The following is a 12,508-nucleotide window of genomic DNA, read 5'->3' on the forward strand; positions in this document are numbered from 1 at the left end:
CAAAACGGACACCATCTTTGTGCACGCGTTCACAAAGACATAGCCTGCATTCGACGGGGCGGTCTTGGGACATATGGCCGCCTGCAGCCCCGCTCATCCCGCAGGAGCACCGTGGCAACTGGCCGAACTCACCGACCGGCGACCCGTAGCCGAGGAATTCCCGAGGCCACCGTCGCCCGCCTTCCGCTGTATCTGCGCGCCCTGACCACGCTGTCGGAGCGCTCCGTACCCACGGTCTCCTCCGAGGAGCTCGCGGCCGCGGCCGGCGTCAACTCCGCGAAGCTGCGCAAGGACTTCAGCTACCTCGGCTCGTACGGCACCCGCGGTGTCGGCTACGACGTCGAGTACCTCGTCTACCAGATCTCCCGCGAGCTCGGCCTGACGCAGGACTGGCCCGTCGTGATCGTCGGCATCGGCAACCTCGGCGCCGCCCTCGCCGGCTACGGCGGCTTCGCCTCCCGCGGCTTCCGCGTCGCCGCGCTGATCGACGCCGACCCCGCCATGACCGGCAAGCCGGTCGCCGGGATCCCCGTCCAGCACAGCGACGACCTGGAGAAGATCATCGCCGAGGACGGCGTCTCCATCGGCGTCATCGCGACCCCGGCCGGCGTCGCCCAGGCGGTCTGCGACCGCCTCGTCGCCGCGGGCGTCACCTCCATCCTCAACTTCGCCCCGACCGTGCTCTCCGTGCCCGACGGCGTCGACGTGCGCAAGGTGGACCTCTCCATCGAGCTGCAGATCCTCGCCTTCCACGAGCAGCGCAAGGCCGGCGAGGAGCTCGGCGAGGAGGCAGCCCCGCAGGCCGCCGCCCCCGCGGCGCCGCCCGCCGCCACCCGTACCACCGCCGAGGGCGGTCGCAAGGGACCCGACGGGGACGTCCCCGCCGTGATGCCGGCATGAGCCTCCTCGTCGTCGGGCTGAGCCACCGCAGCGCCCCCGTCTCCATCCTGGAGCGGGCCTCGCTGCCGGCGGACACCCAGGCCAAGCTCCTCCAGGACAGCCTCGCCGCCGAACCGGCCGCCGAGGCCACCGTCCTCGCCACCTGCAACCGCATCGAGCTCTACGCCGACGTGGACAAGTTCCACGCCGGCGTCGCCGAGCTGTCCACGCTGCTCGCCCAGCACAGCGGCGTCGGCCTGGACGAGCTCACCCCCTACCTCTACGTGCACTACGAGGACCGGGCCGTCCACCACCTCTTCTCGGTGGCCTGCGGCCTGGACTCCATGGTCGTCGGCGAGGGCCAGATCCTCGGCCAGATCAAGGACGCCCTCGCCCTCGGCCAGGACCTGCACACCGCGGGCCGGCTCCTCAACGACCTCTTCCAGCAGGCCCTGCGGGTCGGCAAGCGCGCCCACAGCGAGACCGGCATCGACCGGGCCGGGCAGTCGCTCGTCACCTTCGGCCTGGAGCAGCTCGCCCAGGGCACCGACGTCGACGGCTGGGCGCGGGGCAAGCGCGCCCTCGTCATCGGCGCCGGCTCCATGTCGTCCCTGGCGGCCGCGACCCTCGCCCGCGCCGGGGTCGCCGAGATCGTCATCGCCAACCGGACCCTCGCCCGCGCCGAGCGGCTCGCCGAGATCCTCACCGAGCCCGGCGGCACGGGCGTGGCCGCGCGCTCGGCCGAGATGGTTGCCGTCGGCGACGAACTCGGCCGGGCGGACATCGTCGTCTCCTGCACCGGCGCCACCGGACTCGTCCTCACCGGCGACGCCGTCGAGGCCGCCGCCGAGGGCCGCGACGAGCCCCTCCACCTGCTCGACCTCGCGATGCCCCGCGACATCGACGCCGCCGCCCACCGGATCCCCGGCGTCCGGCTCGTCGACATCGAGTCGCTGGCCGACGCCTCCGCCGACGCCCCCATGGCCGCCGACGTCGACCAGGTCCGCGGACTCGTCGCCGACGAGGTCGCCGCCTTCGGCGCCGCCCAGCGCGCCGCCCACATCACCCCGACCGTGGTCGCCCTGCGCACCATGGCCGCCGACGTGGTGGCCAGCGAGGTCGCCCGCCTGGAAGGCCGCCTCCCCGGCCTCGACGACAAGCAGCGCGCCGAGATCACCCAGACCGTGCGCCGCGTCGTCGACAAGCTCCTGCACGCGCCGACCGTGCGGGTCAAGCAGCTGGCCAGCGAGCCCGGCGGCGCCGGGTACGCCGACGCGCTGCGGACACTCTTCGACCTCGACCCGGAGACGGTGGCTTCCGTCTCCCGGGCCGACCTGAATGACGCCGACGTCAAGAACCGAGGGCGAGTATGACCGAGAGGGCACTGAGGCTCGGGACCAGGCGCAGCAAGCTCGCCATGGCCCAGTCCGGGCACGTGGCCGACGCGGTCCGGCAGCTGACCGGCCGGCCCGTCGAGCTCGTGGAGATCACCACGTACGGGGACACCTCCCGTGAGCACCTCGCGCAGATCGGCGGCACCGGCGTCTTCGTCGCCGCGCTGCGCGACGCGCTGCTCGACGGCGAGGTCGACTTCGCCGTCCACTCCCTGAAGGACCTGCCGACCGCGCGCCACCCCGAGCTGGTGCTGGCCGCGATCCCGCCGCGCGAGGACCCGCGCGACGTCCTCATCACCGGCGAGGGGCTCTCCCTCGACCGGCTGCCCGCGGGCGCCCGCGTCGGTACCGGCTCGCCGCGCCGCATGGCCCAGCTGCACGCGTACGCCCGCAGCCACGGCCTCGACCTGACCTGCGTCCCGATCCGCGGCAACGTCGACACCCGCGTCGGCTACGTCCGCAAGGGCGAGCTCGACGCCGTCGTCCTCGCCGCGGCCGGACTCAACCGCATCGGCGGCACCGAGGAACTCCTCGGCGGACTGTCGGCCGAGCACCTGCCGGTCGACTCCGTCCTGCCCGCCCCCGGCCAGGGTGCCCTGGCCGTCGAATGCCCGGCGTCGAACACCGACCTCGTCGCCGCGCTCTCCGCTCTCGACGACCCGCGCACGCGGGCCGCCGTGACCGCTGAGCGATCCCTGCTCGCCGCCCTCGAGGCCGGCTGCAGCGCACCCGTGGGCGCGCTCGCCGACATCCTCGCCGACGGTCCCGGTCACGGGCAGGTTGTCACCGAAATGCGCCTGCGCGGCGTCGTCGGCACCACCGACGGCTCGACGCTGGTGCAGCTGTCCACCACCGGTCCCGTACCCACCTCGTACGACGAGGCGGCGGCGCTCGGACGCGAACTCGCGGCCGAGATGCTCGCCAAGGGTGCGGCCGGTCTTATGGGGGAGCGACCTTGAGCCCCACCAGCCCGACCACCAGCCCCGTGTCCCCCGTCTTCGCGGGTCACGGCCACGTCACCTTCCTCGGCGCAGGCCCAGGCGACCCCGGACTCCTGACCCTCCGGGCCGTCGAGGCCCTCGCGGGAGCGGACGTCCTGATCGCCGAGCCGGAGGTCCTCGAGGTCGTCCGCGGTCATGCGCGCGCGGGCGTGAGCACGCCTGAGCTGACGGTTGTTGACGAGGCGTCAACAGCCGCCGGTGTCCCCGTGTTGAGGGATGCGGTCAATCTTGTCATGGAGGCCGCGCGCGGCGGCAGGCGGGTCGTCCGTGCGGTGACCGGCGACCCCGGCCTCGACGGGAACGCGGGCGCCGAGATGCTCGCCTGCGCCGCCGAGGGCATCCCCTTCGAGGTCGTCCCCGGCGTCGCGAACGTGGTCGGCGTTCCCGCGTACGCCGGTGTGCCGCTCCGCGACGAGCAGGGCACCGACGTCCGCTTCGTCGACGCGCGGACCGCCGACGACCGCTGCTGGGCCGAGGTCGGCGCCTCCGACGGCACCGTCGTCGTGTCCACCTCGCTCGACTCGGTGGCCGCGGCCGCCGGTGAACTGGTGGCGGCGGGCCGCAAGCCGGACACCCCGCTCACCGTCACCATCGCGGGCACCACGACGCGCCAGCGGACGTGGAACGCGACGCTCGGCACCATCGCCCAGGTCTTCAAGCAGGGCAAGGTGCTCCCCTCTCCCGAGGGCCACCGGCCGGTGATAGCCGTGGTCGGCGAGCGCAGCGCCCCGGCGCAGCGCGACCAGCTCTCGTGGTTCGAGTCCAAGCCGCTCTTCGGCTGGCGGGTGCTCGTGCCGCGCACCAAGGAGCAGGCCGCGTCGCTCTCCGACCAGCTGCGCTCGTACGGCGCCGTGCCGCACGAGGTGCCGACCATCGCGGTCGAGCCGCCCCGGACCCCGCAGCAGATGGAGCGGGCGGTGAAGGGGCTCGTCACCGGACGGTACGAGTGGATCGCCTTCACCTCGGTCAACGCGGTCAAGGCCGTGCGCGAGAAGTTCGAGGAGTACGGGCTCGACGCCCGCGCCTTCGCCGGGATCAAGGTCGCCGCGGTGGGCGAGCAGACCGCCGCGGCGCTGGTCGACTTCGGCGTGAAGCCGGACCTGGTGCCGAGCGGCGAGCAGTCGGCCGCGGGTCTCCTGGAGGACTGGCCGCCGTACGACCCGGTCTTCGACCCGATCGACCGCGTCTTCCTGCCGCGGGCCGACATCGCGACCGAGACGCTGGTCGCGGGCCTCATCGAGCTGGGCTGGGAGGTCGACGACGTCACCGCCTACCGGACCGTGCGCGCCTCGCCGCCGCCGGCGGACACCCGCGAGGCGATCAAGGGCGGCGGCTTCGACGCGGTGCTCTTCACCTCCTCGTCGACCGTGCGGAACCTGGTCGGCATCGCCGGCAAGCCGCACAACGTGACCGTCATCGCCTGTATCGGGCCGGCGACGGCCAAGACGGCGGAGGAGCACGGGCTGCGGGTCGACGTCCTGTCGCCCGAGCCGTCCGTGCACAAGCTGGCCGAGGCGCTGGCGGAGTTCGGCCTGCGGCGTCGCGAGGCGGCGCTGGAGGCGGGCGATCCCGTGACGCGGCCGAGCGAGCGGCGTCCGGGCGCGCGGCGCCGCCGGACCACCTGACGCGGCACCCCGTCCGCTTCCCGACGGCGCGGGCCCCCACCCGGGGGCCCGCGCCGTCGTGTCGTACGGCGGCAACAGGGTGTCGGTAAGTGGGGGTGCGGGGCGGGCGTAGCCTCGCACGTATGAACTCGTACGGAAGCTTTCCGGGGGCGCGGCCGCGGCGGCTGCGGACGACGCCCGCCATGCGGCGTATGGTCGCCGAGACCCGGCTGGACCCGGCCGACCTGATCCTGCCCGCCTTCGTCCGCGAGGGCGTCAGCGAGCCCGTGCCGATCGGCGCGATGCCCGGCGTGGTCCAGCACACGCGGGACACGCTGCGCCGCGCCGCGGTGGAGGCGCTGGAGGCCGGGGTCTCCGGGATCATGCTCTTCGGTGTGCCGGAGGACGCGAAGAAGGACGGGCTCGGTACGGCCGGGACCGACCCGGACGGCATCCTCCAGGTCGCCATCCGCGACGTGCGGGCCGAGGTCGGCGACGAGCTCGTGATCATGTCCGACCTCTGCCTCGACGAGTACACCGACCACGGCCACTGCGGCGTCCTCGACGAGGACGGGCGCGTCGACAACGACGCCACGCTGGAGCGCTACGCCGAGATGGCCCAGGTCCAGGCCGACGCCGGCGTCCACGTCGTCGGCCCCTCCGGGATGATGGACGGCCAGGTCGGCGTCGTCCGGGACGCCCTGGACACCATCGGCAAGGAGGACGTGGCGATCCTCGCGTACACCGCGAAGTACTCCTCCGCCTTCTACGGCCCCTTCCGCGAGGCCGTGGGCTCGTCGCTCAAGGGCGACCGCAAGACCTACCAGCAGGACCCCGCCAACCTCCGCGAGTCGATGCGCGAGCTGGCGCTGGACCTGGAGGAGGGCGCGGACATGGTGATGGTGAAGCCGGCCGGGCCCTACCTGGACGTGCTCGCGAAGGTCGCCGAGGCCGTGGACGTGCCGGTCGCCGCGTACCAGATCAGCGGTGAGTACGCGATGGTCGAGGCCGCCGCCGAGAAGGGCTGGATCGATCGCGACAAGGCGATCATGGAAACCCTCACCGGCATCCGCCGGGCCGGGGCCCAGATGATCCTCACCTACTGGGCCACCGAGGCGGCGCGGAAGCTCGGGTCGGCTCGCCGCTGACCGCCCGGCGGCGCACCCTGGAGAGGTACCCGACAGGTACCTCCCGGAGGTGGTCCTCATGATGAACACGCTCGTCGGATGGCACGTCGACATGGAGTTCAAGGAGGAGGGCGACCGGACGCGGGCGGCGGCCATGGTCCGGCTCTCGGACGGCTCCGAGTTCCGGGCCCACGGCACCGCCCACCGGCACCCCTCCGATCCGGAACAGCTGAGGGTCGGCGAGGAGATCGCCGGCGCCCGCGCCCTGATGGACCTGGCCTCGCAGCTCCTGCAGAAGGCGCACGCGCAGATCGACGAGGCGTCGGGGCGGACGTCGTACCCGATCAACCGGTAGCGGTCGACCAGCGGTCGACCGGGCACCACCGGGCCCCGCGGGGGCCCGCGCCGGGCCTGGTGCCCGGGCTAGTACTGGAGGGCGTCCGCCAGCTCCCGCTGCCAGTACGAGACGGCGGCGCCGTCGTCCACGTACGTGCCCGTCGGCGCCGGCACCGTCACCATGCTGTCCGTGGTCAGGTTCACCTTGACCGTGCGGACGGTCATGCCGTGGGTGTCCCCGCCGGGCTCTCCCGTCAGGATCAGGGACGCGTAGGCCGACTCGCCGGGCGTCAGCGTCACCACGGCCTGCGGCTTGCTCTCCTCCACGATCCTGATGGGCGCCTGGCTCTGGTCGAAGCCGACGAGGGGCGCGCCCACGGCGTCGCAGGGGCGGTCGCCGACGTTCGTGACGGTCAGTGCCAGGTGGTTGATCGGGCGGCTGACCTTGCTGGCCACGACCTTCACGTCCTTGGCGGTGCAGGGGGTGAGGGCGGGGGCGGGGTCGTCGCCGTTGCCGCCGTTGCCGCCGTTGTCGGCGGGGGTCGGGGCCGTGGTCTTCTTCGGGGGCTTCGTGGCCGGTGTCGTCGCCGGGGCGGTGGTCGGCGCCGGGTCCGGGGCGGTCGTCGTCGGTGTGGCCGGCGTGGCCGGCGTGGCCGGCGTGGCGGCGGTGGTCTGCCGGGGCGACGCGGACGTCGGGGCCGGCGCCGCGTCCGGGTCGGACGACGACTGGCAGGCCGTGAGGGAGAGGGCCGCGGCCAGGGCGGCGGCGGGCAGGGCCAGGGTGCGGACGGACAGGCGCATGGTGGTTCCCCCGTGGGTGTGAGAGCGGGCGGCGGCGGTCAGCGGCCGTCGAGCAGGGCGAGGACGATCGCGGTGCAGACGATCAGCACCATCAGTGCCAGGGCGTCGGTGACGCGGCTGTTCGGCATGACTCCATGCTGCGAGCCGGTGTGACCCGGTGTCGATCGACACGGGACAATGAGAAACGCTGGAACGCTTCCACCCCCTGTGACCTGGGGAGACGTATGTCGCCCGGAACGCGTTCCTGGGACGCCGGCCAGTGATGGGGAGCGACGGATGGACACGGGGGACCGGCTCGCCGGGCTGCTGCGGGGGCTGAAGGAGCGCTCGGGGCTGAGTTACGGGGCGCTCGCCAAGCGGCTCCACGTCAGCACCTCCACCCTCCACCGGTACTGCAACGGCGACGCCGTCCCGACCGACTTCGCCCCCGTGGAACGGCTCGGCCGTCTGTGCGGGGCCACCCGCGAGGAGCTCGTCGAGCTGCACCGCGCCTGGATCGTCGCGGACGAGACCCGGGGGCGGAGCGGCGAGGCGGCCGGCGCGTCGGCGGGGGAGTCCGTGCGGGAACCCGTGCGGGGGACCGGGCCGGAGCCTGCCCGGGAGTCCGTGGGGGAGGCGGCTGGGGCGGCGGTGGGAAGCGCCGCGGGGTCGTCCGCGGAGGAGTCGGCGGGGGCTGTCGGGTTCGTCGGGTCGGGCGCGTTCGACGGTTCCGGTTCCGAGGAGGTCGGCGAGCCCGTCGTCGTGGTGAGGGGCCCGGACGTCCCGGCGGCCGCCCGGAGCTCGTGGGGGCGGTTCCGATGGGCGCTCGCCGCCGTGGCCGTCGTGGCGCTCGCCGTGCCCGTGGCCTATCTCGTGGGGCGGGACGGCGAGAAGGAACCGCCGCGCGAAGGCTCCGGCGGGGCCGCGGCGCCCGCTCCGCTGAACGCCGGCATCAGCTCGTACAACTGGGCCGAACCCTGCGGGCAGTACTACGTCCTCGACCAGAAGCCGCAGCACGTGCCGCCGCCCCCGCCGCAGGACTCCCGGCCGTGGGCCCGCGCGCTCGGCGGGATCGACGGCGGGCACATGCAGCTCCAGGTCACCGTCACCGGCCGGACCCGGGAACCGGTCGTGCTGTCGCGGCTGCGGGTCCGGGTCGTCGAGCGGGACCGGCCGCCGACCCGGTACGCGTACTCGATGGGCGACGGCTGCGGCAGCGGGATCACCCCGCAGACCTTCGACGTCGACCTCGACGCGCCCCGGCCCTACGTGAAGGCGGTCGCCGGACAGGACGGGGACCGGGTCGTGCCGGCGAAGGACTTCCCGTACCAGGTCGCCACCGGCGACGCGGAGGTCCTCAACCTCGACGTCCACACCGAGGAGCACGCCGTCGCCTGGTACCTGGAGCTGGAGTGGAGCACCGGGGACCGGAAGGGGACCCTTCGGATCGACGACGGCGGGCAGCCGTTCCGCGTCCACGCCATCGAGGGGCGCCCGGTCTACGGCTACTGGCCCGACAAGGGCGAGTGGGTCGCGCAGTGAACCACCCGCCCCGGCGGCGTCAGAGACGCTCGGGCGTCCGGATGCCCAGCAGCGCCATGCCCTGCTGGAGCGTGCGGGCCGTCAGGTCGCACAGGAAGAGGCGGTTCTCCACCTGCGCCGGGGTGTCCGCCTTGAGGACGGGGCACTCCGAGTAGAACGTCGTGTACAGCGAGGCCACCTGGTACAGGTACGCGGCCAGCTTGTGCGGCGCGTACTCCGCGGCGGTCTCCTCGACGGCCTCGCCGAAGCCGTCCAGGTGCAGGCCGAGGGCCCGCTCGGACGGCGCCAGCTCCAGCTCCGGGTGGGCGACCGGCTTCGCGTCCCCGGCCTTCCGCAGGATCGACTGGATACGGGCGTACGCGTACTGGAGGTACACGGACGTGTCGCCGTTGAGCGAGACCATCTGGTCCAGGTCGAACTTGTAGTCACGGGCCGCCGACGTCGACAGGTCCGCGTACTTCACCGCGCCGATGCCCACCTGGGCGCCCCGCTCGGCGATCTCCTGCTCCGTGAGGTCCTGGGCCTTCTCGCGGACCACGGCCGAGGCACGGTCGATCGCCTCGTCCAGCAGGTCCACCAGCCGGACCGTCTCGCCCTCACGGGTCTTGAAGGGCTTGCCGTCCTTGCCGAGGACCGTGCCGAAGGCCAGCTGGACGGCCTTCACCTCGTCGTTCAGCCAGCCGGCCCGGCGGGCCGTCTCGAAGACCATCTTGAAGTGCAGCGACTGGCGGGCGTCCACCACGTACAGCAGCGTCGACGCCTTCAGGTTGCCCACCCGGTCGCGGATGGCGGACAGGTCCGTCGCCGCGTAGCCGAAGCCGCCGTCGGACTTCTGGACGATCAGCGGGACCGGGTTGCCGTCCGGGCCCTTGACGTCGTCGAAGAAGACGCACAGCGCGCCCTCGGAGCGGACCGCGACGCCCGACTCCTCCAGGATCCGGCACGTCTCCAGGAGCATGTCGTTGTAGCCGGACTCCCCGACGACGTCGGGGTCGCGGATGTCCATGTCGAGCTTGTCGAAGACCGAGTAGAAGTAGATCTTCGACTCGTCCACGAACCGCTGCCACAGGGCGAGGGTCTCCTCGTCACCGGCCTGGAGGTCCACCACGCGGGCGCGTGCCCGGGTCTTGAACTCCTCGTCGGCGTCGAAGAGCGCGCGGGACGCCTTGTACAGCCGGTTCAGGTTCGACATGGCCTCCTCGCCGGAGACCTCCGCGCCCTCGGCCTTGTGGTCCAGCTCGTGCGGGTGCTCGATCAGGTACTGGATGAGCATGCCGAACTGGGTGCCCCAGTCGCCGATGTGGTGCCGGCGGACCACGGTCTCGCCCGTGAACTCCAGGATCTCCACCATCGCCGCGCCGATCACCGCGGAGCGGAGGTGGCCGACGTGCATCTCCTTCGCCACGTTCGGCTGCGCGTAGTCGATGACCGTGGTGCCCGCCGCCTCGTTCAGCGGCACGCCGAGGCGCGCGTCGGCGGCACGGGCCGCCAGCGTCTCCACGATGGCCGCGTCCGACACGGTGATGTTGAGGAAGCCGGGGCCGGAGACCTCGATCTCCTTCAGCACGTCGTTCGCCGGGATGGACTCGACGACCTTCGTGGCCAGCTCGCGCGGATTGCCCTTGAGCCGCTTGGCCAGCGCCAGGATGCCGTTGGCCTGGAAGTCGGCCCGGTCGCTTCGTCGGAGCAGCGGGTCGGCGGATCCGGCCTCCGGCAGGGCTGCCGAGAGACCTTCCGCGAGGCGCTGCTGCACGGTCGAGGCGAGGGAAGGGACCGAGGCCATGAGCTTCCGTTCCTGTTGTGTCGTGTCCGGGCGTTCCGGTGGTCTATTTCGCTTGTCAAGTGTCCCATGGGTGGGCAACGTGTTTTCCCCGCCTGTGGACAAGCCGTCGCCGAGGGTGGCCGAGGAGAATCCCGCCTGTGGACAACCTCGGAGCGCCCGGTTCCGTCTGGGACAATGACTGGCGTAGGGCTTTGAAGGCTCCGGGGGATTTCCCGCAAGGATCTGGAAAGAAGGACGTACCGACCGTGGCTCAGAGCAGCACCGAGACCGACTGGGTCTCCCGTTTCGCGGACGAGGTCATCACCGAGTCGGAGCGACGTGCGCCTGGCAAACCGGTGGTCGTCGCCTCCGGCCTCTCCCCCTCCGGCCCGATCCACCTCGGCAACCTCCGCGAGGTCATGACCCCGCACCTGGTCGCCGACGAGATCCGCCGCCGCGGACACACCGTCCGCCACCTCATCTCGTGGGACGACTACGACCGCTACCGCAAGGTGCCGAACGGCATCGAGGGCATCGACGAGTCCTGGGCCGAGCACATCGGCAAGCCCCTGACCTCCGTCCCCGCCCCGGCCGGCTCGCCCCACGCCAACTGGGCCGAGCACTTCAAGGCCGCCATGGTCGAGGCGCTGGCCGAGCTGGGCGTCGAGTACGACCCGATCAGCCAGACCGAGCAGTACACCTCCGGCGTCTACCGCGAGCAGATCCTGCACGCCATGCGCCGCCGCGGTGACATCGACGCCATCCTCGACCAGTACCGGACGAAGAAGGCCCCCAAGAAGCAGTCCCAGAAGCCGGTCGACGAGGCCGAGCTGGAGGCCGCCGAGGGCTCCGGCGCGGCCGGTGAGGACGACGGCTCCGGCGGCGGCGCCGGGTACTTCCCGTACAAGCCCTACTGCGGGCAGTGCGAGAAGGACCTGACCACCGTCACCTCCTATGACGACGAGACCACCGAGCTGAGCTACACCTGCTCCGCCTGCGGCTTCGCCGAGACCGTCAAGCTCAGCGAGTTCAACCGCGGCAAGCTGGTGTGGAAGGTCGACTGGCCCATGCGCTGGGCCTACGAGGGCGTCATCTTCGAGCCCTCCGGCGTCGACCACTCCTCCCCGGGCTCGTCCTTCCAGGTCGGCGGCCAGATCGTCACGCTCTTCGACGGCGTCCAGCCCATCGGCCCCATGTACGCCTTCGTCGGCATCAGCGGCATGGCCAAGATGTCCTCCTCGAAGGGCGGCGTGCCCACCGCGGCCGACGCGCTGGAGATCATGGAGCCGCAGCTGCTCCGCTGGCTCTACGCCCGCCGCAAGCCCAACCAGTCCTTCAAGATCGCCTTCGACCAGGAGATCCAGCGGCTGTACGACGAGTGGGACAAGCTGGAGGCCAAGGTCGCCGACGGCACCGTGCTGCCCGCCGACGCCGCCGCCCACGCGCGTGCCGCCCGTACCGCGGCCGGCGAGCTGCCGCGCACCCCGCGCCCGCTGCCGTACCGCACGCTGGCCTCGGTCGCCGACATCACCGCCGGCCACGACGAGCAGACCCTCCGGATCCTCACCGACCTCGACCCGGAGTCCCCGGTCACCTCGCTGGACGAGGTCCGGCCGCGCCTCGACCGCGCCGAGAACTGGATCACCACCCAGGTCCCGGCCGACCAGCGCACCATCGTCCGCGAGGAGCCCGACACCGAGCTCCTCGGCACCCTGGACGACGAGGGCCGCGAGTCCCTGCGCCTCCTCCTGGAGGGCCTGGACAGCCACTGGTCCCTCGACGGCCTGACCACGCTGGTCTACGGCGTCCCGAAGGTCATGGCCGGGCTCACCCCCGAGGCGAAGCCCACGCCCGAGCTGAAGGTCGCCCAGCGCTCCTTCTTCGCCCTCCTCTACAAGCTCCTGGTGAGCCGCGAGACGGGCCCCCGCCTGCCCACCCTGCTCCTCGCCGTGGGCGCGGACCGGGTGCGCAAGCTGCTCGGCGCCTGACCGACGCGCGAAGGGCCGCTCCCGTGACCGGGGGCGGCCCTTCGGCGTGTGTGTGCGGTGCGGGCGGGTCGGAACGGTCCGTCAGGAGGGTCCGT

Annotated in this window: 10 protein-coding genes; 8 read left to right on the forward strand and 2 right to left on the reverse strand. The window is 72.6% G+C overall.

Annotated elements, in window-relative coordinates; genetic code table 11:
- The first annotated feature begins 111 nt into the window (after nt 1-111).
- From IE321_RS05140 to IE321_RS05165, 6 genes are all read left to right on the forward strand, one after another.
- Nucleotides 112-900, forward strand: coding sequence for a redox-sensing transcriptional repressor Rex (locus IE321_RS05140; protein ID WP_043226850.1), 789 nt, complete (start codon nt 112-114; stop codon nt 898-900).
- Nucleotides 897-2,252, forward strand: coding sequence for a glutamyl-tRNA reductase (locus IE321_RS05145; RefSeq protein ID WP_043226851.1), 1,356 nt, complete (start codon nt 897-899; stop codon nt 2,250-2,252). The genes IE321_RS05140 and IE321_RS05145 overlap by 4 nt, the downstream gene beginning before the upstream one ends.
- Nucleotides 2,249-3,232 (forward strand): hydroxymethylbilane synthase, encoded by a 984-nt coding sequence (gene hemC, locus IE321_RS05150; RefSeq protein ID WP_043226852.1) that lies wholly within the window; start codon nt 2,249-2,251, stop codon nt 3,230-3,232. Before IE321_RS05145 ends, hemC begins: the two co-directional genes overlap by 4 nt.
- Complete coding sequence (locus IE321_RS05155) at nt 3,229-4,899, forward strand: bifunctional uroporphyrinogen-III C-methyltransferase/uroporphyrinogen-III synthase (protein WP_043226853.1); 1,671 nt, start codon at nt 3,229-3,231, stop codon at nt 4,897-4,899. The genes hemC and IE321_RS05155 overlap by 4 nt, the downstream gene beginning before the upstream one ends.
- A 122-nt stretch (nt 4,900-5,021) precedes the next feature.
- On the forward strand, nt 5,022-6,026 hold the full coding sequence (hemB, locus tag IE321_RS05160; protein WP_079022223.1) for a porphobilinogen synthase: 1,005 nt from the start codon (nt 5,022-5,024) through the stop codon (nt 6,024-6,026).
- A gap of 61 nt (nt 6,027-6,087) precedes the next feature.
- Entirely contained in the window at nt 6,088-6,360 is a 273-nt protein-coding gene (locus IE321_RS05165; RefSeq protein ID WP_043226908.1) for a DUF1876 domain-containing protein, read from the forward strand.
- Nucleotides 6,361-6,428: 68 nt separating this feature from the next.
- Here the strand turns inward: IE321_RS05165 and IE321_RS05170 are convergent, their stop codons facing one another.
- Nucleotides 6,429-7,142, reverse strand: coding sequence for a DUF4232 domain-containing protein (locus IE321_RS05170; RefSeq protein WP_190221928.1), 714 nt, complete (start codon nt 7,140-7,142; stop codon nt 6,429-6,431).
- Between the two features lie 276 nt (nt 7,143-7,418).
- Here IE321_RS05170 and IE321_RS05175 point away from each other — a divergent pair, with 276 nt between their 5' ends.
- Nucleotides 7,419-8,663 (forward strand): helix-turn-helix domain-containing protein, encoded by a 1,245-nt coding sequence (locus IE321_RS05175; RefSeq protein WP_190221929.1) that lies wholly within the window; start codon nt 7,419-7,421, stop codon nt 8,661-8,663.
- 19 nt (nt 8,664-8,682) lie between these two features.
- Here IE321_RS05175 and argS read toward each other — a convergent pair whose 3' ends face one another.
- Nucleotides 8,683-10,446, reverse strand: a complete 1,764-nt coding sequence (argS, locus tag IE321_RS05180) for an arginine--tRNA ligase (RefSeq protein ID WP_190221930.1) — start codon at nt 10,444-10,446, stop codon at nt 8,683-8,685.
- A gap of 245 nt (nt 10,447-10,691) precedes the next feature.
- Between argS and lysS the strand changes: the two genes are divergently transcribed.
- Nucleotides 10,692-12,413, forward strand: coding sequence for a lysine--tRNA ligase (lysS, locus tag IE321_RS05185; RefSeq protein WP_043226858.1), 1,722 nt, complete (start codon nt 10,692-10,694; stop codon nt 12,411-12,413).
- The last annotated feature ends 95 nt before the right edge of the window (nt 12,414-12,508 follow it).

This window comes from Streptomyces hydrogenans (assembly GCF_014656075.1).
Classification (GTDB): domain Bacteria; phylum Actinomycetota; class Actinomycetes; order Streptomycetales; family Streptomycetaceae; genus Streptomyces; species Streptomyces hydrogenans.

Bases quoted from the DNA above. Each gene is read 5' to 3' on its own strand.
- IE321_RS05175 (WP_190221929.1), top strand. From the start codon at position 7,419: ATGGACACGGGGGACCGGCTCGCCGGGCTGCTGCGGGGGCTGAAGGAG.
- hemB (WP_079022223.1), top strand. From the start codon at position 5,022: ATGAACTCGTACGGAAGCTTTCCGGGGGCGCGGCCGCGGCGGCTGCGG.
- IE321_RS05165 (WP_043226908.1), top strand. From the start codon at position 6,088: ATGAACACGCTCGTCGGATGGCACGTCGACATGGAGTTCAAGGAGGAG.
- argS (WP_190221930.1), bottom strand. From the start codon at position 10,446: ATGGCCTCGGTCCCTTCCCTCGCCTCGACCGTGCAGCAGCGCCTCGCG.
- IE321_RS05145 (WP_043226851.1), top strand. From the start codon at position 897: ATGAGCCTCCTCGTCGTCGGGCTGAGCCACCGCAGCGCCCCCGTCTCC.
- hemC (WP_043226852.1), top strand. From the start codon at position 2,249: ATGACCGAGAGGGCACTGAGGCTCGGGACCAGGCGCAGCAAGCTCGCC.
- IE321_RS05170 (WP_190221928.1), bottom strand. From the start codon at position 7,142: ATGCGCCTGTCCGTCCGCACCCTGGCCCTGCCCGCCGCCGCCCTGGCC.